The following is a 25,166-nucleotide window of genomic DNA, read 5'->3' as shown; positions in this document are numbered from 1 at the left end:
AAAAACCAGTCGGGTCTTTCTAAATTAATAATACAAACCTGCTATCATTTCGAAATTAAAAGAAATATAGATTGTCAATATGGAAAAAAGAAAAATTGAAATAATGGATACGACACTTCGTGATGGTGAACAAACATCAGGAGTTTCATTTTCTGCTGCAGAAAAACTGACCATTGCGCAATTGTTGCTGGAGGAATTAAATATTGATAGAATAGAAATTGCTTCGGCACGCGTAAGCGAAGGAGAGTTTCAAGCCGTAAAAGGCATTACTTCATGGGCCGAAGAACGTGGTTACATTGAGAGAATCGAAGTTCTGACATTTGTTGACGGAGGCGTTTCAATTGACTGGATGAAAAAAGCCGGTGCCAAAGTACAGAATTTATTGACCAAAGGTTCAATGAATCACTTAACACATCAATTAAAGAAAACTCCTGAACAGCATTTTTCTGAAATCGCTCAAATCATTTCTTTAGCAAAAGAAAACAATATTGAAACCAATGTTTATCTGGAAGACTGGAGCAACGGAATGCGAAATTCTCCAGATTATGTATTTCAATTTTTGGATTTCTTAGCAAAACAACCAATCAAAAGAGTTTTACTTCCAGATACTTTGGGAGTTTTAATTCCTTCTCTGACTTTTGAATTTATTTCGAAAATCAGAGCAAAATATCCGCAAATTCACTTTGATTTCCATGCACACAATGACTACGACTTAAGCATTGCTAATGTCATGGAAGCCGTAAAAGCGGGAATCAACGGACTTCATGTAACGGTAAACGGAATGGGAGAACGTGCTGGAAATGCGCCACTTGAAAGTACTGTCGCGGTTATCAATGATTATATGCCAGAAGTAAATATCAGCATTAAAGAAACTTCGTTGTATTCTGTAAGCAAGCTGGTTGAAACTTTTACAGGTTATAGAATTCCTGCCAATAAACCAATTGTTGGTGATAATGTTTTTACACAGACAGCTGGAATCCATGCTGACGGTGACAATAAAAACAATCTTTATTTTAATGATCTTCTTCCAGAACGTTTTGGAAGAAAAAGAAAATACGCTCTAGGAAAAACTTCTGGAAAAGCTAATATTGAAAAGAATCTTCAGGAATTAGGTTTAAAACTTAACAATGAGGACTTGAAATTGGTTACCCAAAGAATTATCGAATTGGGCGACAAAAAAGAAACAGTAACCAAGGAAGACCTTCCATACATTATTTCGGATGTTCTGGACAGTCATACTTACGAAGAAAAAATAACTATAAATTCTTATATGCTGGTTCATTCTAAAGGAATGCGCCCATCTACGACTTTATCTTTAAATTTAAACGGAGAAATAATCGAAGAAAACGCACAAGGAGACGGTCAGTTTGACGCTTTTATGAATGCTTTATCTAAAATCTATAAAAGCAAGAAACTGACGCTTCCAAAATTAATCGATTATGCCGTGAGAATCCCACCAGGAAGTAGTTCTGATGCATTGTGTGAAACCATTATTACATGGACAAACAACGGAAAAGAATTCAAAACCCGCGGATTAGATTCAGATCAAACCGTTGCAGCGATTATTGCAACACAGAAAATGCTTAATATAATTACCTAAGGCGCTAAGAGACTAAGGTTCTGAGGTTCTAAGATTTTTCTTTAACCTTAAGCCCTTAGCAACTCAGAACCTTAGAACCTTTAAAAAAAACTAAGTCACTAAGAAGAAAAACTTAGAAGCTTAGCAACTCAGAACCTTAGAACCTTTTAAAAAATATAGAATGAAATTAAACATAGCCCTTTTAGCCGGCGACGGAATCGGACCAGAAGTAATAAATGAAGCAGTAAAAGTATCTGATGCTGTTGCCAAAAAGTTCGGACATGAAATTACTTGGAAACCAGCTTTAACCGGTGCGGCTGCAATTGATGCAGTAGGTGAACCTTACCCAGATGCAACACACGAAATTTGTAAAAATGCCGATGCCGTTCTTTTTGGAGCAATTGGTCACCCAAAATACGATAACGATCCTTCTGCACCAGTACGTCCAGAGCAAGGTTTATTAAAAATGCGTAAAGCTTTAGGTTTGTTCGCAAACGTAAGACCAACTTTTACTTTCCCATCTTTATTAGATAAATCGCCGCTAAAAAGAGAAAGAATTGAAGGAACTGATTTAGTTTTCTTAAGAGAATTAACTGGAGGAATTTACTTTGGTGAAAAAGGAAGAAAAGACAACGGAGATACAGCTTACGACAACTGTGTTTACACAAGAGCCGAAGTACAGCGTTTAGCTAAAAAAGGTTTTGAATTAGCAATGACTCGTTCTAAAAAATTATGCTGCGTTGATAAAGCAAACGTTTTGGAAACTTCACGCTTGTGGAGAGAAACAGTTCAAGCAATGGAAAAAGAGTATCCAGAAGTTGAAGTCAGCTATGAATTTGTTGATGCGGTTGCAATGCGTTTGGTTCAATGGCCAAATTCTTATGACGTATTAATTACTGAAAACTTATTTGGAGACATCTTAACAGATGAAGCTTCTGTAATTTCTGGCTCAATGGGATTAATGCCTTCTGCTTCTATGGGAGCTGAAGTATCTTTATTCGAACCTATTCACGGTTCTTATCCACAAGCTACAGGATTAAACATTGCTAACCCAATGGCTACTATTTTATCTGCTGCTATGATGTTCGAAAACTTCGGATTAATGGAAGAAGGAAAAGCGATGAGAGATGCTGTAAACAAAGCTTTAGAAGCTGGAGTTGTTACTGAAGATTTAGCTAACGGAGGCAAAGCATACGGCACTAAAGAAGTTGGTGACTGGTTAGCTGCGAATGTATAACAGTTTATTTTGTTTCAGGTTTCAAGTTTCAGGTTGCTGGAACGTGAAACTTGAAACAAATAAAACCTGAAACAAAAAAAAGGGATCAACTTTCGTTGATCCCTTTTATATTTTAGAAAAAAAACATTAATATTCTCTTCTGTTTCCGCGATCTCCGCCACGGTTGTTTCCGTAACCACCACGATCGTTTCCTCCGCGGTTGTTATTAAAACTTCTTCTTTCGCCTTCTGGTTTTGGCTCAGATTTATTTACAACGATTGTACGACCTGAAACAACAGCTCCGTTCAATTCGTCGATAGCTTTCTGAGCTTCGCTATCATTTGGCATTTCAACAAAACCAAAGCCTTTACTTCTTCCAGTAAATTTATCAGTAATAATTTTAACAGAGTCAACTGTTCCATAAGCCTCAAAAGACTCTCTTAAATCTGCTTCCTCAATACTGAATGGAAGGCTTCCAACGAAAATATTCATAGATACTTTTTTATAATAACGACAAATGTAGTCTTATTTTTCTGTAATCTACTATATATTAGTTTATTTAAGTTTTTATTTAGATTTAAAAGTACAGATTAGTATAATAGAGGGAGCCATAAAAAATTATAAATGAAGAACATAATCATTCTCTTGAATTGGAACTTTATAAAAAACTCCTTCTGTAAAATTAATATTAGGATTTTCTATATTTGTTTCATCATTATTTACTGCAGTAAATTTAAATGTCCCTGATATTGTATTATTGGCTGGATCGTAGTCTGTAATCGTAATCTGTCCGTTACCAATATTAGTTCCTGTAGAGAACGAAGCTGTTTCAGAAGGAAGTGTATTTTCGTAAATAGCTTTGGAAACATCATTAATCCCCAGAGCAAAAGTTTGTTTTTCTTTAGAAGCTGCCTGCAAAGCAACCTTTTCGTATCCTAAAGAACCTTCAATTATAATGGCTCCATTTGTGCCTGAATAAGCTTTATATGTTTGAGCTCTCCAAAAAACATTATTTTTTAAGGTTTGAAAAGCTGGATTATTAAATTTTACATCTTCTGTACAAGACCCCAAAACAAATAGAAGCGATAAAAAATAAAAGATTTTTTTCATAAAAGAAATTTGACACAAAAATATTGCATAAAAACATAGAGTGCTAAAAAATAAAAGTCAAAAAAATGCTAAAAAATGTTTCTAAAATATATTTAATGACTTTAAAACGAATTTTTGACAAAAAAATTATATCTTTGCGCCCTTAATTAACGGAGGTCGAGTACCTCAAAATTTAATCACTAGATTATGTCAGTAAAAATTAGATTACAAAGACACGGTAAAAAAGGAAAACCTTTTTACTGGGTAGTAGCTGCAGATGCACGCTCAAAAAGAGATGGTAAATACTTAGAAAAAATCGGTACTTACAATCCAAACACAAACCCAGCAACTGTTGATTTAAACCTTGACAGCGCAGTTAAATGGTTACACAATGGTGCTCAGCCAACTGATACTGCAAGAGCTATCCTTTCTTACAAAGGTGCTTTATTGAAACACCACCTTGATGGAGGAGTTCGTAAAGGAGCTTTAACTCAAGAACAAGCTGATGCTAAATTAACTGCATGGTTAGAAGCTAAAGCTGGAAAAGTTGATGCTAAAAAAGATGGTTTATCAAAAGCACAAGCTGATGCTAAAGCTAAAGCTTTAAAAGCTGAAAAAGAAGTTAACGATAAGCGTGTCGCTGCTGCTGCAAAAGCTGAAGCTGATGCTATCGCTGCTGCATCTGCAACTGAAGAAGCTGCGACTGAAGAAGTTGCTGAAGCTGCTGAAGAAGCACCTGCTGCTGAAGAGAATAACGAAACAACTGAAGCATAATTTTACTTAGCGATAATGCGTAAAGAAGAATGTTTTTATTTAGGTAAAATCGCTAAAAAATTTAGTTTCAAGGGTGAAGTTCTGATCTATTTAGACACAGACGAACCTGAGTTATACGAAAACCTGGAATCAGTGTTTGTTGAGCACAACAAACACTTGGTTCCTTTTTTTATTGAAACAAGTTCTTTACATAAAGGTGATTTCTTAAGAGTTCGCTTTGAAGATGTAAATACTGAAGAAGATGCCGACGCTATTGTTGGTAATTCTATCTATCTTCCTCTAACTATGCTGCCAAAACTTACCGGCAACAAATTTTATTTCCACGAAGTTATTGGTTTTGAAATCGAAGACAAACGTTTAGGCGTTTTCGGAAAAATAACTTCTATTAATGATTCTTCTGCTCAGCCTCTTTTTGAAGTTTTAAACGGTGAAGTAGAAATCCTAGTTCCAATGATCGATCATTTTCTTGTAAAAATCGATCGCGAAAACAAAAAAGTAATCATGGACCTTCCTGTAGGTCTTGTTGAGATGTACCTTTAAAAAAGTATTCAGTCACGGTTTTTAGTATTCAGTTTTACAACTGAGTTAAAAATGTCAATTTACCAAATTATAAATCAAAATGTTCCAATTCAAACAATTCTCTATTAATCAAGATCGTTGTGCTATGAAAGTTGGCACAGATGGCGTTTTGCTTGGTTCTTGGGCTCCTGTTTCTCATAATCCTTTCAGCATTTTAGATATTGGCGCGGGAACCGGAATTATTGCTTTAATGCTGGCACAAAGAACTCACGCAGAACAAATTGATGCTCTGGAAATTGATGAAGATGCTTATGAACAAGCTGTAGAAAATTTTGAAGCTTCTCCATGGGGTGATAGATTATTTTGTTTTCATGCTGGTTTGGATGAATTTATAGAAGAACCAGAAGACGAATATGATTTGATTGTTTCAAATCCGCCTTTTTATGCCGAAGATTATAAAACGAATGATGAACAACGCGATTTAGCAAGATTTCAGGATGCAATGCCTTTTGAAGAGATTGTTGAAGCTGCTGATTTACTGCTTTCTGAAAACGGAATTTTAGCTGTCATTATTCCTTTTAAAGAAGAAGCAAAATTTACTGCTTTGGCTAAAGATTTTGAATTGTATCCAATAAAAATTACACGCGTCAAAGGCACTCCAAAATCAGAAATTAAACGCAGTTTATTAGCTTTCAGCCGAAACGAAGTTTCTGAAATTGAAATTGACGAATTAGTTATCGAAATTGAAAGACATATTTACACACCAGAATATATTGACCTGACTAAAGAATTTTATTTAAAAATGTAAATTCTTAATCCGATTTTGTCTGAGATATTTATTCAGCAGTTTGAGGCTCTTTTTTTTGAATGAAATCTTTTAACTTTTCCCAGTTATCAAGAATTTTTGAATACAGCAATTTGAAAAAACTGTTTTTATTTATCCCTTTTATGTTAAAGTAAAAAACATCAGGAATTGGATAAACTGCTTTTTTATTTTCGCATTTTACTTTATACTCAATCATATCATAAAACATGCATTCGAATTGGTTTTTAAATAGTATTAAACCATTCTGCCATTTTATTTCATCTGAAACGCCTTGTGCTATTATATGATCAAAAAAGACTTTAAAATTACCCTCAAGCTCTCCTTTTACAGCTAAATACGTCATACTCTGAATACTATCCGGATAATCCAGAATAGAATTACCTAAAGCTAAGTCATTAAACAAAAAGCTGCATTCATCAAAAGAAAAATATTCTTCGTTTGTAAAAACATGTTTGTAATCTCTGCTTTGCATAAAAAGCGTATTCAATTTCTCTATATTTCGATATAAACAAAATGTCCCTGTTATAAAATCTACCCGGCTATTTAAAATGTCAAAATCTGCCAGTAGTTCATTAGTCATAAATCCTCTAATGTCTCCGTAAACCATGTCAATATCTCCGTGACCCCAGAAATCATAAGAACCAAGAATTTCAGGAAATAAAAATCTATAAGCAGGTTTAAAATCACATAATTTATACGGCTTATTTATAGCGACTTCAAACCCTAGCTTTTGTGAGGCATTGATTTTAAAATCTTCCAGTGTTTTATATACAACTTTAATATTATCCGGTTTTTCAGGTATTACATTCGTATTGTCTGTAACGATAATAAAATCAATAGAAGGATTGTATTTACAGGATTTTACGAAATAAGGAAAGTACCATGGATAATCTCCATACCAACAGGTCATTATTGCAATTGAAGGCAAATCTTTCATATATAAAATATTTATTTTGAAATTCTAAACCTGCTCAAAAATACTTTTAAACTGATATAAAATTCTTTCTATTAGTCGAAGATCTTCTGTTACGATTTCTGCACTTCCTTTCATTTCCTGCTGAAACGTAATCTGCTTATTGTATGACGTTTTCAACCCGTTTGGAAGAGCTACATCTATAAGAAGATTTCCATCTTTATCCGGAACCAGAGAAATATTTTGAATTTTCCCTTTTAAAACACCAAATTCTTTATCAGGAAAATTAGCCAGACGTATATTGACCCTCTGCCCTATTTTTATTTTTCCTGAGTTTAATGCCGGTGCTTTTACTTTTCCTATAAAACCGTTTTTAGCATCTGGAATAATCGAAAAAACATTATCTCCGGAATTTATAGTTTGGTTTTCTGTCCAGATCTGCAAAAAGGTGACTTTTCCGCTGATTGAAGATTTTAAAGCATAAGCCAGTTCCCAGTCTTTTATAACTTTTTTAAGCTGAAAAAAGGACTGTGCCATATTCCTTCCTAAGTTAACTTCCTCTTTAGTGCTGTTTATATGCGAATTCTGACTTGATTTTGTATTATCAATAAGTGAGGACTTTAATTGTGAAATAGATGACAAAAGCCCTCTATAACTCTTTTGTGCCTGAAGAAAACCTAATTTCTTTGCTTCCATTTCCTGAGCCGAAATAATTCCTTTGTTGAACAAAACTTCAAAACGGGCAATCTCATTTTTTTGAAGCTGTAATTCGCTTTCATTAATTACTTTTTGCTGTTCTAAAATCTCCAGCCTTTCTTTGATTTGAATTTTCTCTGAAACCTGAGCTCTGTTTTCTATAGCAAAAGGCTGCAGATCATGATTCAATTGCTGCGCCTGGTAATCTTTCTGAAAAACAGCATAAGCACTTTCTATTTCGCCTAACTGCGTGTTTTTTAACTTCGAAAACGGAAATTGGGCTTGCGGATCGTTAATATTGTAACTGTCGGTTATACTTTTCAGCAAAAAAACATCTTTATAATTTGCTGTATTTTCTATAACTGCAAGTGTTTTATTTTTAGAGACTATTGCTTTATTTTTCACCAAAATTGCTTCAATTCTTCCAGATGATTTTGATACGATTTTCTCTGGCGGAATATTGGTTGTAATTATAATTTCAGTATTTACAACATCGGGATATTTAATAAACCATGAAACAAAAAAGAGTATGATAATAATCGCAAAAATCATAACTGTTCCCCAGCGTATCATCCAATGAGGCACTTTGGTGAGAATGTCCTGAACTTCTTCACTTCTTAATTCAAACGTATCGTTATTTTCTGCCATAATTAATTTCCTAACTGTAACTGATTTTTAACCAATTCAAAGTAATTTCCTTTTTGCTCTACTAAAGCGGTATGATTTCCTATTTCGATAATTTTCCCTTTGTCTAAAACCACAATCTGATCTGCATTTATCACTGTGCTTAGTCGGTGTGCAATTACGATTACGGTTTTATTTTTAAAGAAAATATCAAGCTTCTGCATAATTTCTTTTTCATTGTTTGCATCCAATGCCGATGTTGCTTCATCAAAAAATAAAATTTCGGGATTTTTATATACTGCTCTGGCAATTAACAAACGTTGTTTTTGTCCGGTGCTCATTCCTAATCCCTCTGCTCCAATTTTGGTATTATATCCTAATGGAAGTTCGCTGATATATTGTTTGATATTCGCTACATCTGATGCATAAACCAATCGTTCTTTATCAACTTTATCTACTCCAAAAGCAATATTATTAGCAATCGTGTCGCTGAAAATAAATCCTTCCTGCATTACAGATCCAATAGAAGAACGCCAGGCCTTTTGTGAAATATTTTTAAGCTGAGAATTCCCAATAATAATCTCTCCTTTTTCGGGTTCATAAAACTTAAGAAGCAGTTTCATGAGTGTTGTTTTTCCGCTGCCGCTTACACCTACGATTGCCGTGACTTTATTGGCCGGAATTTGTAAACTCAAATTATCTAAAACAGGAATATCTGAGCCTAAATATCTATAAGAGACATTTTTTAATTCAATATCTGAATCATACGGAACATCATGTGACTGATGCTCTTCTTGTTGTGTTTCATCTTCCTTTTCATGAATTTCAGACAATCTGGCCAATGAAATTTTAGCGTCCTGAAGTTCTCTCACAAACTGAATAAGCTGGGTAATTGGACCATTTAAACTCCCTACAATTGAATTAATGGCAAGCATCATCCCTAATGTTATTGAACCATCGATTACTAGTTTTGCAGACAAAAACGTAATAAAAATATTCTTCAACTCATTAATTACTGATGAGCCAATGGTTTGTGACTGTTCTAAAACCAATCCTTTTATCGAAACTCTAAAAAGTCTTGCCTGAACATATTCCCAGCCCCAGCGTTTTTGTTTTTCGGCATTATGAAGCTTTATTTCCTGCATCCCGTTAATAAGCTCCATAACTTTTCCCTGCTCATTAGAAACTTCTGCAAAACGTTTATAATCTAAAGTTTCTCTGCGTTTCAAGAACAATGTAATCCATCCAAAGTAAAGGAGGCTTCCGGCAAAAAACACTAAAAATATTTTGAGATTGAAATAAGCCAGCACAGCTCCCATCACAAACATATTAATAACCGAAAACAAAACATTTAAAGAGGACGTGGTTAGTATTTTTTCGATTCTGTGATGATCATTTATTCGCTGCATGATATCACCTGTCATTCTTACATCAAAGAAAGAAATAGGCAGATTCATTAATTTGATAAAAAAATCTGAAATTAATGAAATGTTGATACGTGTTGAAAGATGGAGCAGAATCCAGCTTCTTATAAGCTCTAAACCGGTTCTTCCTGCGAAAAGGAACAACTGGGCAAAAAGAATCAGATAAATAAAATGAATATTTTGATTTTGGATTCCAACATCAACAATACTTTGGGTTAAAAACGGAAATATCAACTGTAATAAACTGCTCGCCAATAATCCGATGCTTAACTGAAAAAGATATGATTTATAACGAAGTACATATTGCGATAATATACCAAAACCAAATCCTTTGTTATCTTCTTTATCAAAATCGGTCTGATAAAATTTTGGTGTTGCTTCAATTAATAAGGCGACTCCTTCCTGAGTAAAATCGTCAGCATTGTTGCCTATCCAGAATTTTAAAAAATCTTGCTTATTATATTCAATTAAACCAAAAGCAGGGTCAGAAATATAATAAATACCTTTTTTGATTTTATACAGTACAACGTAATGGTTTTTATTCCAATGCAGAATACAAGGCAGAGGAGCTTCTTCTAATCTTTCTAAATTTAATTTTACACCCAGAGTCCTAAAACCAACTTTCTCTGCAGCATCACTTAAAAAAAGCAAATTGCTTCCTTCACGAGTTGTTTCGCTGTTGTCTCGTAACTCCTGAATGCTGATTGTTTTGCCATAATGTTTGGCAATAATTTTTAAACATGTAGGGCCGCAATCTTTAAAATCTGCCTGCTTGTAATTTGTGAATTTTTTCAATTCTGTTATTTGGGTTTGTTTATAGCAATATTATACAAAAATTCTTAAAAAAATAAAAAATAGGCCTAAATTATATTGATTCGACTTTGTTATATTTAAATGTTTTAATTTTATTAAAGCTTTTGTTTTTATACACTTTTTAGTATTTCAGGTTTATAAAAAAGAAAAAGCTTTGTTAAGTAAATAACAAAGCTTTCTGATATTATTTAATAATCTTTTTTAAGATTCTAGCGGGCAGTTTTCTTCAATAACTGCGGCACAAGTTTCTCCTTCTCCAGGATGTATTACACCTGCAAAAATTCCTGTTCCCGGACAATAGCAAGCTTCGATGCCCGGCCCACCGCCAATTATATTTTTTCTCTCATTAACGCTTAAAACTTCAACTCCTGCAAGGTTTTTTAATTTTTTCATAATTTGATTTTTGTTTGATGTTAATATTTAAGAACGTGTATTCAATTAATAGAAATTCATTTATAGTATTTTTACTACTCCTTTATTTTGACATAAAAAAAAGAGAGAAACTTAATTCTCTCTTATATTCAATATATTTTAGTAATACCAATTTCTCTAGGAGATGGCACTTGATCAGCCCTAACCAAATAAAACCGATCCAAGTGACCAATTATCCTGAGAATCCCGACACCAATCATCAATGTTGGGATAAATTGCTCAATGTTCCACGATCGAGCGCCTACAAATTAAAAAAAACATGACTAAATTTTAAAAAGGCTTTATTGTATATTACTTTAAATAATTTTCAAATTAAACTAGCAGCAAAGACGATTCGTATCGCAGATGCCTGCTTCTGTATTAACCGGACAAACTCCTCCGGCTGGTATTAACACGCATCCTGCTTCTATTGCATAAATCCAACATTCAGGAATTCCTCCTTTTATGTTTTTTTGCTCGCTCTTGCTAATATGCTGTGCGTGTTCTAGATTTAAAATCTCTTTTATCATAATAATTATAATTGTTTGATCTCTTTAGATTCATTTAAATCAATTCGATCAAAATCTTTGTATTATATCCAAATTTTAATTTGCATTAGCATAGGTTAACTCTGGATAATATTCTGTACAATCTTCATATATCATAGAATTCCACGAATCACATTTAGATGTTATTTCTTTCACATTACTGCTAAGAATTGTTTTTTGTTCACTTGCACTTATTTCTTGTGATCCTTCCAGATTTAAAATATTTTTTAACATAACCGTTGTTTTTAATTTTGGGGTATCCTTTATTCTGAAATACTTACTTAAAATTCTGTAAGCATTAGGCTGTCTTTTCTAGAACTGTTGTTTCTTTTTCTTCAACAAAATCATTCAAGAAATATTTCAATTCGCTTAACTCATATTCATTTGGAAATAATTTTTCATTTACAATTTTTACTGGTGTGTAATTAAAATCATTTTTAGAGCACCATTCGTATTGCTTATTTATCTCCTGATTAATCATAATGCTGACAGAATCAATTGACCATTTTTTGAGCCATTTTTTCAAACTCATTTTTTTGATATGCCAATCTGAAATTGCTTCAACAGTTTTCCCTGGCGTTGATCTGTTTATCATTAACAGACGTTCTACAACTGCTTTATAAGGATTGTCTGCATTTTCTGGATTAATATTAAATAAAACGCTCAAAAATATTTTGTCAGGAAATTTTAAAACCAAATCAAAAGCTTCCTGAAATGTTTTATGACAGTGCTCACAGCTTGGACTTATAATTATTGACAGTTTAACTACAGCATTTCTGTTTCCAAAATTTAGCCCTCTTAAATCTTCAAACCCATTTGTAACCGGTACTTTTTTAGATAAGAAGTTAAGTAATGAGTAATTTCTTTTAAATTTTTTAAGCTCTTTTAATGAGTTTTCATTTTCTAATACATTTTTTGCCACAGATTTTATTACATACCATATTGGTACAAGAAGCACTAATGAAAATAAAAATGGAAACATCGTATTGAAACTAAAACTTAGTGTAAATAGGTCTGATGAAAACCATATTAAACTTTGGGTAAAAATCAAAAACGAAACCATTAAACACATAACACACCATTTTTGAAGTTCAAATTTTTGAATCCATATTGAAGACACAATAATAGGTATCGCCAATAAACTCAAAAACCCAACAAAAACAGAAGAACTTAAAGGCTGAACCAGAACTGAAATAAAACTTGCTCCAAAAAACAACAGCGGCAAATCAGAGAAACTAACCCATTTGTTTTCATAATTCTCATTAAAATTAATTACTGAGTTACATGAAGAATTAGTACTTAGACTGCAAAATTTTGAAATTATGCTGTTTTTAAAACCAAGTTTTTCCTGAGCAATTAAAATGCTCACAACTAACCCTAAAGAAGATGTTAGTAAAAATGTAAAACTAAAAAGGTCAAAAGAGTTATAGAAAAAAGATAAACCTCCTAAAAGTAAAAATGGCACAAGGTATTTTAACCAGCTCAATTCTACCTTTAAATTTTCTCTCGCTACAACATTGTTTGGTTCAATAGCTACAATAACACCATTCCAGTCTAAAAGAAACTTTTCGTATGATATTTTTTGCGAACCTTTTTTAATTGTATTAATTCGAACAAAATCTTTTGCTCTTTCTACCAATATCAATTCATCTTTAAAATAAGCAAGAAAGTTTGACGGTAAATCTACAATTTGTTCTTTTGGAACTCTTATTGCAGCATTCTCAATTGACAACAAATCCAACGAATCTGTTATCGCAAATAGACTTGGAAAATTTGGATGAGAAAGAAATAAATCTTTGAACTCATTTTTCACTTCCGAGTATCTATTTATTTGAAGAAATTTTTGAATAAGTTTTAACATTTTTGAGACTGTTTTAAATCGTATTTCCAGTACAAATATTGTTGTTTTTATTCAAAATATGATGCTCAACACAGACATTTTATTAATTATACTACATACAATTTATAAATTATAGCAGCCTGTATTTATTATTTAATTTATTGATTTTCAGTTTTTTACATTTAAAAAAAAATCTAAAAAACCTCAAAAACCCAATTCTCGATCAAAGACTTCTCATTTTATTTAGTTTTGACATATCAGTAACCTTAACACATAAAAAGATGGGAAATATGAAATTAAAATTTGAGGATTTTGAATCAGAAAAATTATCAAAAAACGAGAAAAAAATGATTCGAGGAGGTGAGGAACCAGGACCTGATAAAGACCCTATTAGAACTGGAGGAGGTACAGTTGGATAAGAAAATAAATCAATTAATTTTAAACTCATACAAACAATTTAAATATTAAATCATGACAAGTAAAAAATTAAATATAGAAAATTTTAAAACTGAAAAAATAGACAGAAACCAACAGAAAGCAATTCGTGGAGGCGATGACCCGGCAACTCCTCCAACTGATGGTAACAAAGATCCTATTAAAGGAGGCGGAGGAACACTTGGATAAAAATAAAAACTTAAATATTATTCGCAAATTGAGCTGGAGAAACTCCAGTTCTTTTGCGAAATGATTTAGCAAACGACACAGCATTTTTAAAACCTACGCTTTCTGCTATAGCCTGTGTTGAATATTTGCGATACATATGATTTGTAATCATTTCGTTGATTACATAATTAATCTTAAGCTCATTAGAGTATTCACCAAAAGATTTGCCAAATCGTTTATTTACAACGTAGGACAAATAAGTTGTATTGGTTTTGATTTTTTTTGCCACATAAGGCAGGGTAAAATCGGCATTTAAGTACTCTAATTTACTTTCCAGAGCTAATAACTTTTCGACAATTTTATTCTCTTTTGCTTCATCAATACTTAAAGCAACATTCTCTTTTTTAAGACTAATCTCTTCTAAATCCGGAACTTGCTCTATTTCTTCAATTTCAGCAGCTTCGGCAATACTTTTTTTCTCAAGATTTGCTTTAAACTCTTCAATCAAGGCATTCATTTTTTTATGCGCCTTATTTTTGTCTATTATATTTTTGATAAGCAAAAAGACAATACCTACTACCAGCAGTACATAAAAGACCTTTAATGCCTTATTTAACAAAACATCATTTTCGTATTTCTTTTGAATGGTAACCATTTCGTCACTCAAATCGTCGGTACCAAGTTTATAATTTACTTCTAAAGCTTCATTATTTAATTTTGCTTCAGATTTTTCATAATTATCTAAGTATATCTTTGAGTGTTTAAAGGCTTCCTGAGGTTCTTTATATATATTGTATATTTTGGCCTGATAGTAATTTGATTTTAAAAAACTTTCGTCTCTTAAGTTATCTATTTCAGAAATCGAATCTACTTTTTTAAAGAATACAAGTGCTTTATCATATTTTTTGGTTTCATAATATAAATTCCCCAAATTGTAATTGGCAATCTTATATTCTCTTTTTAGATTATTTTGTTTGGCATAAAAAACAATATTATAATACGTCTTTTCGGCGTTCTTATAATCATTTTTCATATAGTAAACATTCCCCAGGCTAATTTTTGCCTTAATGTTATTTATGGGTAAGTTTTGAGAATACGAAACTGTCTTTTTATAAAAATATGCTGCAGAATCCAGCAGATACATTGGAGATTGGTTTTTCATATACCAGCCTTCATAAGATGCCGCCAAAGTTAAATTATTACTGCTTTTAACGGTATTAAACTGCTGTTTGGTAAAATAGCTTTCATTATTATCAATAAAAGTATTTAACTGTTTTAAATTTTTAATAGCTAACTGATAATTTCCTATGGCCTCGTTTATAAAAGCAATATTGCTTTTAAATTTTACAATTTGAATAATGTCTCCAATGTTAGTAGAGATCTTCATTCCTGCTTGATAATTTTCAAGGGCTTTACTATAGTTTCCTCTTGCTCCTTCTATCAATCCTCCATAATTATACAAATAAGCTTTGAGCTGATCTTTATCTTTTGAGTCCGGCATTTTCTCTAAGTATTTAAATGCCTGATCGTATTTTTCTTTAGATTTTACGGTATTATCTTTTAACTGAAGTAAATAAGCCTGTGCGACATTTGCAAAAGCTAAGTGTTTATAATTACCGGATTTTGCCATTTCATTAGCATATACTGCAGCACTATCTCTGTTTGCATTCAAATTTAATCGAATCTTATCCTGCAAGAGTAAATATTCTTGTTCTGTTAATTCTTTAGTTTGTTGAGAAAAAGAGACATTCACAACAAAAAAAAGTAAAAAAGAAATGATTAGCCTCATTCAATATATGTTTTTTTGGAATCTCAAAATTAGTTTATATATTATCAATAAACTAAAATTAATTCACCTTATTTGTGATTATTTTCTAACTAAGATGTAAAAATATAACAATAATGCTTTGTTTTGTTATATTTTTATTGCGTAAATTTGTTTTGCAAAAACTATCAAAAATGAAACCAGACTTATTTCAAGCTCCAGATTATTATAACCTTGACGATTTATTAACAGATGAACATAAATTAGTCCGCGAATCTGCACGTGCATGGGTTAAAAGAGAAGTTTCTCCTATAATAGAAGAATATGCTCAAAAAGCAGAATTTCCAAAACAAATTATAAAAGGTCTTGGCGAAATAGGCGGTTTCGGCCCGTATATTCCGGTAGAATATGGCGGTGCAGGTTTAGACCAGATTTCTTATGGATTGATTATGCAGGAAATCGAAAGAGGCGATTCTGGTGTAAGATCGACTTCATCTGTACAATCGTCTTTAGTAATGTACCCTATTTGGAAATACGGAAACGAAGAACAACGAATGAAATATTTACCAAAATTAGCCACTGGTGAATATATAGGATGTTTTGGTTTAACAGAACCAGATCACGGCTCTGATCCGGGAAGTATGATTACCAATTTTAAAGACATGGGAGATCATTACCTTTTAAATGGTGCTAAAATGTGGATTTCAAACGCTCCATTTGCAGATATTGCTGTTGTTTGGGCAAAAAATGAAGAAGGACGAATTCACGGTTTAATCGTAGAACGCGGTATGGAAGGTTTTACAACTCCAGAAACTCACAATAAATGGTCACTTCGTGCTTCTGCAACCGGAGAATTAATTTTTGATAATGTAAAAGTTCCAAAAGAAAATCTTTTACCAAATAAATCAGGATTAGGCGCGCCGCTTGGCTGTTTAGATTCAGCAAGATACGGAATTGCTTGGGGAGCAATTGGTGCTGCAATGGATTGTTATGACACGGCTTTGCGTTATGCTAAAGAAAGAATTCAGTTTGGAAAACCAATTGGAGGAACTCAGCTGCAACAGAAAAAATTGGCCGAAATGATTACAGAAATTACAAAAGCGCAATTATTAACCTGGCGTTTAGGTGTTTTAAGAAACGAAGGAAAAGCAACAACGGCTCAAATTTCGATGGCAAAACGTAACAATGTTAACATGGCAATCGAAATTGCCCGCGAAGCCAGACAAATGTTAGGCGGAATGGGAATTACCGGAGAATACTCTATTATGCGCCACATGATGAACCTTGAAAGTGTTATTACTTATGAAGGAACTCATGACATTCATTTGTTGATTACAGGAATGGATGTAACTGGGATTCCAGCATTTAAATCATAAACATCTATTAAATTATATATAAAAACAATTTAAAAAGCTTCTTCTAATCGAGAAGCTTTTTATCTTTGCACCAAAATTTACATAAATGAATATTGAAACTATAAACAATAGCATTCAACCTCAAAAAGAACAGCTTTTAAAACATTCATTATACAACAAAATCCAAACTATTGATGATTTACACAGTTTTGTACAAAATCACGTTTTTGCCGTTTGGGATTTTATGTCTCTTTTAAAAGCACTACAAGCCAAACTTACCTGCACAACAACTCCTTGGTTTGCCACTAAAAACCCGGAAACAAGATATTTAATTAATGAAATTGTTCTTGCCGAAGAAACAGATTTGAGCATTGACGGAAGAAGACAAAGTCATTATGAAATGTATCTTGAAGCAATGGAAGACTGTGGTGCAGACACAACAGAAATCAACAAGTTTTTAGAGTCCGTAAATTCTCTTCACAATATTTTTGTTGCCATCAAGCAAAGTTCACTTCATCCTGAAATTAAAGCTTTTTTAGACTTTACTTTTAGAGTTATTGAAGAAGGAAAACCGCATCAAATCGCGGCGGCTTTTACTTTTGGTAGAGAAGATTTGATTCCGAGTATGTTTTCTGAAATCCTGAAAAACTTTCAAAAAAATCTTCCGGATACAGATTTAAGTAAATTGGTTTACTATTTCGACCGACACATTGAATTAGATGCTGACGAACACGGACCAATGGCCATGCAGATGATTACAGATTTATGTGAAAATGATGCGCAAAAATGGAAAGAAGTAGAAGAAGTTTCGATCTTGGCTTTAGAAAAAAGAATCGGACTTTGGAATGCCATTGAAGAAGAAATTATAATGAAAACAGAAATGGTTTAAAAACCAAAACAATACATTTAACGTAACTATTTGTTTAAACAAGCCAAATTTTAAACAAATTATGAAGCCTCAATTTAAACAAATAGTTACTGTTATTCTTTCCATATTCTTATTAAGCTGCAGTACTGACGAATCAAAGGCAGAAACTGCCGTAACACCGCCGGTTGTTCTTCCGCCGGTAACACCAAATCCAGGTAATCCCATTTCAAAATCTGTCAATTATCTCGCTTTAGGCGACAGTTATACTATTGGACAAAGTGTATGCGAAACCTGCAGATTTCCGGAACAGCTCAAAACCAGTTTAAAAGCACTTTATCCTCAAACCAGTTTTTCTTTAAAAATAATTGCCACTACAGGCTGGACAACCTCTAACTTAATTTCGGCCATAAAAGAACAAAATCCCGATTCAAATTATGATCTGGTAACACTTTTAATAGGCGTAAACAATCAATACAGAGGGCGGGATTTTTCAGTATATGAAAAAGAATTCCCTGAATTAGTCACCAAAGCAATTGCTTTGGCCAAAGGCGATAAAAAAAATGTTGTTGTAGTTTCTATTCCTGATTATGCCTATACTTCTTTTGGGATGATGTACGGAGCTGAAAATCAAAAGAAAATTTCAGAAGAAATAGACAAGTACAATGCTTTTGCTCAAAACTACTGTATAAACAAAGAAATAGCATTTGTTTCGATTACTGATATTTCACGTCAAGGACTTACAAATAAAAATCTGGTTGCTTCAGATGGTCTTCATCCTTCAGAAACTGCTTATAAAATGTTTGTAGAGCGTATGCTGCCAAAGGTAAAAACAGCGTTGCAGAATTAAACGATTTTCAGAAAAAATATAGCTAATTTTGCTAAAGCAGATTATCTTGAAAATCAATTAAATTCATGCAAGTTTCACCTTCAAAAGAGCTGTCTCCTTATATTAAGCATTATCTGTTTTTAGATAATACCGAAACGGCTGTACAAAAATTTCGTCTGTTTTCTGATGGCAATACCGGAATTGTATTTTCGGTAAAAAGCAAACTCATTTCCGGAATTAATAAATATGAAATAAAAGAATATCTGCCTGCTTCATTTTTATACGGACAGCTTAATGGTTTTAAAGATCTTTATTCTGAAAATGAAATAGCGCTGATTATTGTCGTTTTTCAACCCAACGGAATTCACCAATTATTAGGAATTCCTGCCCATGAATTTCTCGATTCTATTATTCCTGTTGAAGATGTATTTGATAAAAAAATTAAAATACTACAGGAAAGCCTGTTTAAACAAAAAGATCAAATACGAATAGAACTGCTTAATTCTTTTTTTAATTCGTTAATCGCCTCAAAAACAACCTCAAATCAATTTTTAATAGATCATTCTTTAAGCTTTATAATCAAAAACAAAGGACAATTCTCTATAAAACAATTAGTTGAGTATACAGGTTACACAGAAAGGCATCTGGAAAGAAAATTTAAAGAATGCATTGGATTGAATCCGAAGAAATTTGGAAACGTTGTGAGACTGCATCATTTCCTGAAATTATTAAAAGACAAACCAGACGACACTAATCTAACAACAATTTGCTACGACGCCGGATTTTCGGACCAATCGCATTTAATAAAAGATTTTAAAAAACATACCGGAATAACTCCAACCGAATATGTACACAGCACTGGAAAATTAACCAACAATCTTATCAAAAGATTTTCTGTTTCGCCATTTTAAAATGTCGGTTTTATACAATTTCTAAAATATTGATGCCGCTATTTTTGACTAAAATTAATAGCATACAATATGAAAAATTTAAAAATTGCTGCTGCTCAGTTTGAAAACAAAAGCGGCGACAAAAACTATAATTTATCTGTAATAGAAAAACTTTCTCAAAAAGCGTCAATTGAAGGCTGTGATGTGATTTCATTTCATGAATGCTCAATCACCGGATATACATTTGCGATGCATTTATCAAGAGAACAAATGCTGGATCTTGCAGAATTGATTCCAAGTGGAGAAAGCGTTTTAAAATTGACCGAGATTGCTAAAAATAACAACATTGTAATATTAGCAGGACTTTTTGAAAAAGACGAAAACGGCAATTTATTCAAAGCTTATGTTTGTGTCGATAAAAATGGTTTAGTGGCCAAATACCGAAAACTGCATCCGTTTATAAATCCGTATTTAACACCTGGAGATCGTTATTGTATTTTTGAAATTGAAGGCTGGAAATGCGGTATTTTAATTTGTTACGACAATAATATTATCGAAAATGTACGTGCCACAAAACTTTTGGGTGCCGATATTATTTTTATGCCTCACGTAACGATGTGTACGCCTTCTACCCGACCTGGCGCCGGCTTTGTGTCGCCGCAGCTTTGGGAAAACCGCGAAACAGATCCAACTTCATTACGATTAGAATTTGACGGAATGAAAGGCCGTGACTGGTTAATGAAATGGCTTCCGGCAAGGGCTTATGACAATGCTGTTTATGCCATATTTTCGAATCCAATTGGTATGGACGATGACCAGTTAAAAAACGGCTGTTCTATGATTATTGATCCTTTTGGAGATATTCTAGCCGAATGCCGCACTTTTGACGATTCTTTTGCAACGGCGATACTTACGCCAGAAAAATGCATTCAGGCTGGAGGGAATCGCTATATAAAAGCTAGAAGACCAGAATTGTACAGAGATATTATTGGACAAAATCACCAATCAGAGCAAAATGTTGTCTGGCTGAACTCTGATAAAAAAAGCATAAATTAATTGTTTCATCTTTCTAAAGCTATTGAAAGATTTATCTTTGAAGATTCATTAATTTACAGAATAAAACCCAACAATGGAATTTTTTAAAACTACAACTCAGGATATCGATGCTGTTTTCGATATTTATAACGAAGCTACATCTTACCAGAAAACTGTAAACAATAAAAGTTGGAGAGGTTTTGAAAGAACATTAATAGAAAAAGAAATTGCTGAGAATCGTCATTTTATAATCAAAGAAAGAAACGAAGCTGCCTGTACATTTGTACTTACTTTTAATGATTTAATTATTTGGAAACAAGCCAGCAAAGATCCTGCAGTTTATTTACATCGTATTGCTACAAACCCGAAATTCAGAGGACAATCTTATGTCAAAAAAATTGTAGAATGGGTTAAAGAATATGCCAAAGAAAATGGCAAAGAATACATTCGGCTTGATACACACAGCGGTAACGAAAGAATAAATAAATATTACACCAGCTGTGGTTTTGAGTACAAAGGAATAAGCACAATTGAGTGGACAAATGAATTACCGGAACATTATAAAGAAGGTTCTTTTAGTTTGTTTGAGATTAAGCTTTAAAACCAAAAACACTGTCTTTTTGTAAGCTTCAGAGAAGCTAAATGTTTATAGAAAAGAATAAATATTTACAACATAAAGCTCCGGAGGAGTGACATGATTTTCTACAGCCTAAATATGTGTCACTCCACCGGAGTTTTTTTATTTATCTTATTGTGGTTCTATAAATATTTTACCCCGCTGGGGTTTTACAGATAAAAAACATTGTTTTTGAAGATTGAGTTTTAATTAAATCTTTCAAAAACTGTATTTTTGTATAAAAAATGAAAACGGTATCTTACAAAAATCAGCTTATTTTTTACCAAAATATATTTTTCTTTAAGATTTTTAAATACCTTTGATTTATGAGCACAGCAACAAAACCATATCATATAGGGCGAAAAATTAGCCGTATTCGTGAACTTAGAGACATGAAACAAGAAGCATTGGCAGAGGCTCTAGGTATAACGCAGCAATCTGTTTCGAATATAGAAAACAGTGAAAATATAGACGAAGAAAAACTTAAAGAAGTTGCAAAAGTTCTTGGAGTTACTGTTGAAGCAATTAAAAACTTTTCGGAAGAAGCTGTATTTAATTATTTTAATAATTTTTATGACAATAGTACTGGTGGTAATGGAATATTCAATTCCAATAACTACAACTGCACTTTTAATCCTTTAGATAAAGTTGTTGAACTATACGAGCGTTTGGTACAAGCTGAAAAGGATAAAAATGAGTATTTGGAAAAATTATTAAAAGAAAAGTAAGCCTTTTATAAAATATAATTTATTGTGAAAAGAGATTTCAAATTTGAAATCTCTTTTTTATTTAAAAGGATTAAATCTTTTATAATCTACTTTTTATCTAGTGCAAACGAGGCAATAAAATTGGAACCGTACAATGCAAAAAATTTATTTGATTGCTCATTTTCAATTTCATTTGTTTTAAGCGTTATTTCCTCAAATAGTTTTTGAAAATCATCCTGACTTTTACACTTTAAAAGCTGGCTGTTACTATAATTAACTAAATTTTGAAATGAAATCCTGCCTTCTTCTCTCAGCTTCCATGTTTCAAAAATTTTAAATTGTAAAATAAGCGTTCCAGCTAATGATCCAAATAATGGAATGAGAACACTAATAAGCCTTGTTGTTTCTGTCCATGAATCTTTATCTTGATATGCTATAAAAATTGAAGTCAAAAAACCGCTTAATAATGAAATTAACTGGAGCGAATACCAAATTCTATAATTTAATCTGCATGTTTTAGCATACCAGATTTCATAGTTTTTATGAATTTCCTTTATAAATACTTTAAGTGAAGCTGAATCATTTGATACTGGCTCTGTCATAGTTATTATTTTTTAAGAGTTCACAACACAATCAACTGAAAAACAACGCAATGTATAATTTATTATCAAAGAACAATTAAGTAATAATACCTGTTTTTTTTCTAAAACAAAAATCCCGCAATTTCAATATTAGAAATTGCGGGATTATATTTGCAGAGAGGAAGGGATTCGAACCCTCGATATAGTTACCCATATACTAGCTTTCCAGGCTAGCTCCTTCAACCACTCGGACACCTCTCTATTTTGGTCTGCAAAGAACACAAAAAAAATCGAGTTTTACAACGTAAATTTTTAAGATTCGTTTATGCTCTTGCTAAATGCTTCCATAAACAATTTTACGGCTTTCTTTTGGTAACTCCCAATCGTGAGCATAAAAGATTCGCGTTTGGTTACTACTCCTGTAATTTGAATGGCTTTAAGACTATGTTCCCAGCCCTTTAATGCTTTTTCGGCCACAATAGTTGCCCAGTCGCTGTTTTCTACCATTTGCAATAAGGCATTAATCGAATTTAACTCTATAGAAATCTTCGGTTTCATATGATGTTTTACAAACAATATTTCTACATATTCTCTGGAATTCGATCCTTTTCCGGGAAGAATCAGCGGTACTTCTTCTATTTTTTTAAATGGCATTTTTTCTAAGGAAGCCAAAGGGTGCGTTTTAGCAACTGCCATTACCATATTTGAGGTAAACAAAGGCACTTTTTGAATTGGAGGACCAATTTCATGCGATGAAATTACTAATACTAAATCTAGTTCATTATTAATCAGTTTTTGCTCTAAGGCTTCAGTTGTACCGTAATCTACTATGATTTTTAAATTCTGATATCTTTTGGCAAATGCATTAACAACAGGGAGAACTAGTAAACCAAAGATATAAGTAACCCCTATTCGAAGTTCACCGCCAATCATTTCGTTTAAATCTTCAATGGCCTGCTTTCCATTTTCTACATTTTCTACCACTTTTTTGGCATGAATTAAAAAAACCGAACCTGCTTCTGTAAGCTGCACTTTCTTTCCAATTCGCTTAAACAAAGGCATACCGAGTTCTTCTTCCAGTTTTTTTATTTGCTGTGAAAGTCCGGATTGCGTTACAAAACACAATTCGGCTGCTTTTGTAAAATGCAATACCTCAGCTGTTTTAATAAAATATTCGAGTTGATAGATTTCCATATTGATAAGTTTTACTACTTATAATCAGTAAAATTATTAATTTTTCTAATGAAATCATAATCCCGAACTTTGTAAAAAAATATTTCAGGTTATGTTTAAAGCGTTAAAATCAAAAAACTTCAAGTTATTCTTTTACGGACAATCCGTTTCGGTTATTGGAACCTGGATGCAGAAAACAGCCGTAAGCTGGATGGTTTACAGCATAACAGGATCTGTATTTTTATTAGGATTGGCAACGTTTTTAAGCATGATTCCGTCCTTATTTTTAGCTCCGCTGGCCGGAAGTATTATTGGCCGTTACGACAGACACAAAACATTAGTTTTTCTTCAGTCTCTTGCCATGCTGCAAGCAGGAACTTTGGCCTTGCTGATTTATTTTAAAATATACAATATCAACTTTATTTTAGCATTAAGTTTAATTCAGGGAATTATCAATGCTTTTGATATGACCTGCCGTCAGACCATGATGATTGATATTGTTGACAATAAAGAGGATCTTCCAAATGCGGTTGCACTTAATTCAACAATGAACAACTTTGCCCGTATCGCCGGCCCTGCACTTGCGGGAATTATTCTGCACGAATATGGCGAAGATATTTGTTTCATTGGAAACTTTGTGAGCTATGTTCCCGTTTTGATTTCTTTAATGTTAATGAAAATCACACCTCATATTAAAGCCGAAAACAAACTAAATATGATTGACGATCTTATTGAAGGTCTTGATTATGTAAAGAAAGAAACCGAAATGGCAAGAATGCTTTTAATGCTTACCTGCAGCAGTTTATTTGTGATTTCGTTTAATACCCTTATGCCGGTTTTTGCCAAAGACATCTTCCACGGAAATGCCGAAACATTCAGCTGGTTTGAAAGTGCTGCCGGAATTGGTTCTGTTTTATCTGCTATTTATCTTGCCAATTTAAAATCTGCTGAAAATATGAGCAAATTACTAATTGCCGCAAGTTTACTTTTGGGTTTAAGTGTTATTATTTTAGCAGTTTCAAACAGCATTACCGTCGCTTTGATCTGTATGACGTTAAGCGGAATTGGAATGATGGGACAAACCTCATCTATCAATATTTATATTCAGACCCACAGTATTGTTAGTATGCGTTCCAGAAGCATCAGTTATTTTATGATGGCCTATCAGGGAATGATTCCTGTGGGAAGTTTAATTATTGGTTATGTTTCTCACTCGCTTGGCGTAAGAGCTACCGTTGCTATTCAGGGAATTATCTGTATTCTTTCTGTTATTGTTTATGTGTATTATAAGAAAAATAAATCTTCTGAAGATTTAGAGACTTGTCCGGTTCCTTATAGAAATTCGAAATTTTAATTCAAAAGAAAACATTCCGTAGGAATCTCTTCTTGGTAGAATTAAATTTGAATTACGGTTATACGTTCCGTAGGAACGTTTGATTAACGTGGCGGATGCATTATTTTCGTTAAAAACACAA

26 protein-coding genes and 1 tRNA gene are annotated in these 25,166 nt (G+C 32.7%); 15 read left to right on the top strand and 12 right to left on the bottom strand.

Going from position 1 to position 25,166, the window contains the following annotated elements; all coding sequences use genetic code 11:
• The first annotated feature begins 79 nt into the window (after positions 1 to 79).
• On the top strand, positions 80 to 1,600 hold the full coding sequence (locus PQ462_RS01495; protein WP_274252112.1) for an alpha-isopropylmalate synthase regulatory domain-containing protein: 1,521 nt from the start codon (positions 80 to 82) through the stop codon (positions 1,598 to 1,600).
• Positions 1,601 to 1,760: 160 nt separating this feature from the next.
• The gene (gene leuB / locus PQ462_RS01490; protein ID WP_274252111.1) at positions 1,761 to 2,816 is read left to right on the top strand and encodes a 3-isopropylmalate dehydrogenase; all 1,056 of its coding nucleotides are present in this window, start codon (positions 1,761 to 1,763) and stop codon (positions 2,814 to 2,816) included.
• 126 nt (positions 2,817 to 2,942) lie between these two features.
• Here the strand turns inward: leuB and PQ462_RS01485 are convergent, their stop codons facing one another.
• Both PQ462_RS01485 and PQ462_RS01480 read right to left on the bottom strand, forming a co-directional pair.
• Complete coding sequence (locus tag PQ462_RS01485; protein WP_012023384.1) at positions 2,943 to 3,287, bottom strand: RNA recognition motif domain-containing protein; 345 nt, start codon at positions 3,285 to 3,287, stop codon at positions 2,943 to 2,945.
• Between the two features lie 126 nt (positions 3,288 to 3,413).
• The gene (locus tag PQ462_RS01480; RefSeq protein ID WP_274252110.1) at positions 3,414 to 3,905 is read right to left on the bottom strand and encodes a DUF6252 family protein; all 492 of its coding nucleotides are present in this window, start codon (positions 3,903 to 3,905) and stop codon (positions 3,414 to 3,416) included.
• Between the two features lie 186 nt (positions 3,906 to 4,091).
• Here PQ462_RS01480 and PQ462_RS01475 point away from each other — a divergent pair, with 186 nt between their 5' ends.
• The 3 genes from PQ462_RS01475 (at position 4,092) to PQ462_RS01465 (ending at position 5,985) form a co-directional block, all read left to right on the top strand.
• The gene (locus tag PQ462_RS01475) at positions 4,092 to 4,658 is read left to right on the top strand and encodes a 30S ribosomal protein S16 (protein ID WP_274252109.1); all 567 of its coding nucleotides are present in this window, start codon (positions 4,092 to 4,094) and stop codon (positions 4,656 to 4,658) included.
• A 15-nt stretch (positions 4,659 to 4,673) separates the two neighbouring features.
• On the top strand, positions 4,674 to 5,198 hold the full coding sequence (rimM, locus tag PQ462_RS01470) for a ribosome maturation factor RimM (RefSeq protein WP_012023381.1): 525 nt from the start codon (positions 4,674 to 4,676) through the stop codon (positions 5,196 to 5,198).
• 79 nt (positions 5,199 to 5,277) lie between these two features.
• The gene (locus PQ462_RS01465) at positions 5,278 to 5,985 is read left to right on the top strand and encodes a tRNA1(Val) (adenine(37)-N6)-methyltransferase (protein WP_274252108.1); all 708 of its coding nucleotides are present in this window, start codon (positions 5,278 to 5,280) and stop codon (positions 5,983 to 5,985) included.
• A 28-nt stretch (positions 5,986 to 6,013) separates the two neighbouring features.
• On the opposite strand, the gene PQ462_RS01460 is transcribed toward PQ462_RS01465, so the two are convergent.
• From PQ462_RS01460 to PQ462_RS01435, 6 genes are all read right to left on the bottom strand, one after another.
• Positions 6,014 to 6,940 (bottom strand): DUF6625 family protein, encoded by a 927-nt coding sequence (locus tag PQ462_RS01460; protein ID WP_274252107.1) that lies wholly within the window; start codon positions 6,938 to 6,940, stop codon positions 6,014 to 6,016.
• A gap of 24 nt (positions 6,941 to 6,964) precedes the next feature.
• A complete protein-coding gene (locus PQ462_RS01455) occupies positions 6,965 to 8,260 on the bottom strand; it encodes an HlyD family secretion protein (RefSeq protein ID WP_274252106.1) in 1,296 nt (431 codons plus the stop codon).
• A 2-nt stretch (positions 8,261 to 8,262) separates the two neighbouring features.
• The gene (locus PQ462_RS01450; protein ID WP_012023377.1) at positions 8,263 to 10,455 is read right to left on the bottom strand and encodes a peptidase domain-containing ABC transporter; all 2,193 of its coding nucleotides are present in this window, start codon (positions 10,453 to 10,455) and stop codon (positions 8,263 to 8,265) included.
• A 219-nt stretch (positions 10,456 to 10,674) separates the two neighbouring features.
• Positions 10,675 to 10,866 carry a hypothetical protein gene (locus PQ462_RS01445; RefSeq protein ID WP_149205711.1) on the bottom strand — a complete coding sequence of 64 codons (192 nt, stop codon included), beginning with the start codon at positions 10,864 to 10,866 and terminating at the stop codon, positions 10,675 to 10,677.
• Positions 10,867 to 11,489: 623 nt separating this feature from the next.
• Positions 11,490 to 11,666: a hypothetical protein gene (locus tag PQ462_RS01440; protein WP_187775470.1), complete on the bottom strand. Its 177-nt coding sequence runs from the start codon at positions 11,664 to 11,666 to the stop codon at positions 11,490 to 11,492.
• Between the two features lie 64 nt (positions 11,667 to 11,730).
• The gene (locus tag PQ462_RS01435; protein ID WP_274252104.1) at positions 11,731 to 13,293 is read right to left on the bottom strand and encodes a vitamin K epoxide reductase family protein; all 1,563 of its coding nucleotides are present in this window, start codon (positions 13,291 to 13,293) and stop codon (positions 11,731 to 11,733) included.
• Positions 13,294 to 13,553: 260 nt separating this feature from the next.
• Between PQ462_RS01435 and PQ462_RS01430 the strand changes: the two genes are divergently transcribed.
• Together PQ462_RS01430 and PQ462_RS01425 are read left to right on the top strand one after the other, a co-directional pair.
• Positions 13,554 to 13,691, top strand: coding sequence for a hypothetical protein (locus PQ462_RS01430; RefSeq protein ID WP_012023374.1), 138 nt, complete (start codon positions 13,554 to 13,556; stop codon positions 13,689 to 13,691).
• Positions 13,692 to 13,743: 52 nt separating this feature from the next.
• Complete coding sequence (locus PQ462_RS01425; RefSeq protein ID WP_274252103.1) at positions 13,744 to 13,896, top strand: rSAM-modified peptide; 153 nt, start codon at positions 13,744 to 13,746, stop codon at positions 13,894 to 13,896.
• A gap of 10 nt (positions 13,897 to 13,906) precedes the next feature.
• Here the strand turns inward: PQ462_RS01425 and PQ462_RS01420 are convergent, their stop codons facing one another.
• Positions 13,907 to 15,664, bottom strand: coding sequence for a helix-turn-helix domain-containing protein (locus PQ462_RS01420; protein ID WP_274252102.1), 1,758 nt, complete (start codon positions 15,662 to 15,664; stop codon positions 13,907 to 13,909).
• 170 nt (positions 15,665 to 15,834) lie between these two features.
• Here PQ462_RS01420 and PQ462_RS01415 point away from each other — a divergent pair, with 170 nt between their 5' ends.
• The 7 genes from PQ462_RS01415 to PQ462_RS01385 all read left to right on the top strand — a co-directional run bounded on the left by PQ462_RS01415 (position 15,835) and on the right by PQ462_RS01385 (position 21,958).
• Complete coding sequence (locus PQ462_RS01415) at positions 15,835 to 17,016, top strand: acyl-CoA dehydrogenase family protein (RefSeq protein WP_073408136.1); 1,182 nt, start codon at positions 15,835 to 15,837, stop codon at positions 17,014 to 17,016.
• Between the two features lie 85 nt (positions 17,017 to 17,101).
• Positions 17,102 to 17,884, top strand: coding sequence for a DUF3050 domain-containing protein (locus tag PQ462_RS01410; protein ID WP_149205714.1), 783 nt, complete (start codon positions 17,102 to 17,104; stop codon positions 17,882 to 17,884).
• Positions 17,885 to 17,945: 61 nt separating this feature from the next.
• On the top strand, positions 17,946 to 18,710 hold the full coding sequence (locus PQ462_RS01405; protein WP_274252101.1) for an SGNH/GDSL hydrolase family protein: 765 nt from the start codon (positions 17,946 to 17,948) through the stop codon (positions 18,708 to 18,710).
• Between the two features lie 65 nt (positions 18,711 to 18,775).
• Positions 18,776 to 19,600, top strand: coding sequence for an AraC family transcriptional regulator (locus PQ462_RS01400; RefSeq protein WP_274252100.1), 825 nt, complete (start codon positions 18,776 to 18,778; stop codon positions 19,598 to 19,600).
• A gap of 69 nt (positions 19,601 to 19,669) precedes the next feature.
• Complete coding sequence (locus PQ462_RS01395) at positions 19,670 to 20,635, top strand: nitrilase family protein (protein WP_274252099.1); 966 nt, start codon at positions 19,670 to 19,672, stop codon at positions 20,633 to 20,635.
• 73 nt (positions 20,636 to 20,708) lie between these two features.
• Positions 20,709 to 21,215: a GNAT family N-acetyltransferase gene (locus PQ462_RS01390; RefSeq protein WP_274252098.1), complete on the top strand. Its 507-nt coding sequence runs from the start codon at positions 20,709 to 20,711 to the stop codon at positions 21,213 to 21,215.
• 341 nt (positions 21,216 to 21,556) lie between these two features.
• Positions 21,557 to 21,958, top strand: a complete 402-nt coding sequence (locus PQ462_RS01385; protein ID WP_274252096.1) for a helix-turn-helix domain-containing protein — start codon at positions 21,557 to 21,559, stop codon at positions 21,956 to 21,958.
• A gap of 86 nt (positions 21,959 to 22,044) precedes the next feature.
• Here the strand turns inward: PQ462_RS01385 and PQ462_RS01380 are convergent, their stop codons facing one another.
• From PQ462_RS01380 to PQ462_RS01370, 3 genes are all read right to left on the bottom strand, one after another.
• Positions 22,045 to 22,539, bottom strand: a complete 495-nt coding sequence (locus PQ462_RS01380) for a hypothetical protein (protein ID WP_012023364.1) — start codon at positions 22,537 to 22,539, stop codon at positions 22,045 to 22,047.
• A 153-nt stretch (positions 22,540 to 22,692) separates the two neighbouring features.
• Positions 22,693 to 22,779 (bottom strand) — tRNA-Ser (locus PQ462_RS01375).
• A gap of 51 nt (positions 22,780 to 22,830) precedes the next feature.
• Positions 22,831 to 23,712, bottom strand: a complete 882-nt coding sequence (locus PQ462_RS01370) for a LysR substrate-binding domain-containing protein (RefSeq protein WP_073408143.1) — start codon at positions 23,710 to 23,712, stop codon at positions 22,831 to 22,833.
• Positions 23,713 to 23,803: 91 nt separating this feature from the next.
• Here PQ462_RS01370 and PQ462_RS01365 point away from each other — a divergent pair, with 91 nt between their 5' ends.
• On the top strand, positions 23,804 to 25,045 hold the full coding sequence (locus PQ462_RS01365) for an MFS transporter (RefSeq protein ID WP_121362579.1): 1,242 nt from the start codon (positions 23,804 to 23,806) through the stop codon (positions 25,043 to 25,045).
• Positions 25,046 to 25,166 lie beyond the last annotated feature (121 nt).

Source organism: Flavobacterium sp. KACC 22758 (assembly GCF_028736135.1).
In the GTDB taxonomy this organism is placed as follows: Bacteria; Bacteroidota; Bacteroidia; order Flavobacteriales; family Flavobacteriaceae; genus Flavobacterium; species Flavobacterium johnsoniae.
This window is presented reverse-complemented; position numbering and strand designations above follow the sequence as displayed.

Excerpts from the sequence above, each read along its gene's own strand:
- PQ462_RS01495 (WP_274252112.1), top strand. The coding sequence starts at position 80 with ATGGAAAAAAGAAAAATTGAAATAATGGATACGACACTTCGTGATGGT.
- PQ462_RS01425 (WP_274252103.1), top strand. The coding sequence starts at position 13,744 with ATGACAAGTAAAAAATTAAATATAGAAAATTTTAAAACTGAAAAAATA.
- PQ462_RS01390 (WP_274252098.1), top strand. The coding sequence starts at position 20,709 with ATGGAATTTTTTAAAACTACAACTCAGGATATCGATGCTGTTTTCGAT.
- PQ462_RS01385 (WP_274252096.1), top strand. The coding sequence starts at position 21,557 with ATGAGCACAGCAACAAAACCATATCATATAGGGCGAAAAATTAGCCGT.
- PQ462_RS01440 (WP_187775470.1), bottom strand. The coding sequence starts at position 11,666 with ATGTTAAAAAATATTTTAAATCTGGAAGGATCACAAGAAATAAGTGCA.
- PQ462_RS01370 (WP_073408143.1), bottom strand. The coding sequence starts at position 23,712 with ATGGAAATCTATCAACTCGAATATTTTATTAAAACAGCTGAGGTATTG.
- PQ462_RS01430 (WP_012023374.1), top strand. The coding sequence starts at position 13,554 with ATGGGAAATATGAAATTAAAATTTGAGGATTTTGAATCAGAAAAATTA.
- PQ462_RS01445 (WP_149205711.1), bottom strand. The coding sequence starts at position 10,866 with ATGAAAAAATTAAAAAACCTTGCAGGAGTTGAAGTTTTAAGCGTTAAT.
- PQ462_RS01380 (WP_012023364.1), bottom strand. The coding sequence starts at position 22,539 with ATGACAGAGCCAGTATCAAATGATTCAGCTTCACTTAAAGTATTTATA.
- PQ462_RS01365 (WP_121362579.1), top strand. The coding sequence starts at position 23,804 with ATGTTTAAAGCGTTAAAATCAAAAAACTTCAAGTTATTCTTTTACGGA.
- PQ462_RS01465 (WP_274252108.1), top strand. The coding sequence starts at position 5,278 with ATGTTCCAATTCAAACAATTCTCTATTAATCAAGATCGTTGTGCTATG.
- rimM (WP_012023381.1), top strand. The coding sequence starts at position 4,674 with ATGCGTAAAGAAGAATGTTTTTATTTAGGTAAAATCGCTAAAAAATTT.
- PQ462_RS01475 (WP_274252109.1), top strand. The coding sequence starts at position 4,092 with ATGTCAGTAAAAATTAGATTACAAAGACACGGTAAAAAAGGAAAACCT.
- PQ462_RS01420 (WP_274252102.1), bottom strand. The coding sequence starts at position 15,664 with ATGAGGCTAATCATTTCTTTTTTACTTTTTTTTGTTGTGAATGTCTCT.
- PQ462_RS01415 (WP_073408136.1), top strand. The coding sequence starts at position 15,835 with ATGAAACCAGACTTATTTCAAGCTCCAGATTATTATAACCTTGACGAT.
- leuB (WP_274252111.1), top strand. The coding sequence starts at position 1,761 with ATGAAATTAAACATAGCCCTTTTAGCCGGCGACGGAATCGGACCAGAA.
- PQ462_RS01455 (WP_274252106.1), bottom strand. The coding sequence starts at position 8,260 with ATGGCAGAAAATAACGATACGTTTGAATTAAGAAGTGAAGAAGTTCAG.
- PQ462_RS01405 (WP_274252101.1), top strand. The coding sequence starts at position 17,946 with ATGAAGCCTCAATTTAAACAAATAGTTACTGTTATTCTTTCCATATTC.
- PQ462_RS01485 (WP_012023384.1), bottom strand. The coding sequence starts at position 3,287 with ATGAATATTTTCGTTGGAAGCCTTCCATTCAGTATTGAGGAAGCAGAT.
- PQ462_RS01400 (WP_274252100.1), top strand. The coding sequence starts at position 18,776 with ATGCAAGTTTCACCTTCAAAAGAGCTGTCTCCTTATATTAAGCATTAT.
- PQ462_RS01480 (WP_274252110.1), bottom strand. The coding sequence starts at position 3,905 with ATGAAAAAAATCTTTTATTTTTTATCGCTTCTATTTGTTTTGGGGTCT.
- PQ462_RS01435 (WP_274252104.1), bottom strand. The coding sequence starts at position 13,293 with ATGTTAAAACTTATTCAAAAATTTCTTCAAATAAATAGATACTCGGAA.
- PQ462_RS01460 (WP_274252107.1), bottom strand. The coding sequence starts at position 6,940 with ATGAAAGATTTGCCTTCAATTGCAATAATGACCTGTTGGTATGGAGAT.
- PQ462_RS01395 (WP_274252099.1), top strand. The coding sequence starts at position 19,670 with ATGAAAAATTTAAAAATTGCTGCTGCTCAGTTTGAAAACAAAAGCGGC.
- PQ462_RS01410 (WP_149205714.1), top strand. The coding sequence starts at position 17,102 with ATGAATATTGAAACTATAAACAATAGCATTCAACCTCAAAAAGAACAG.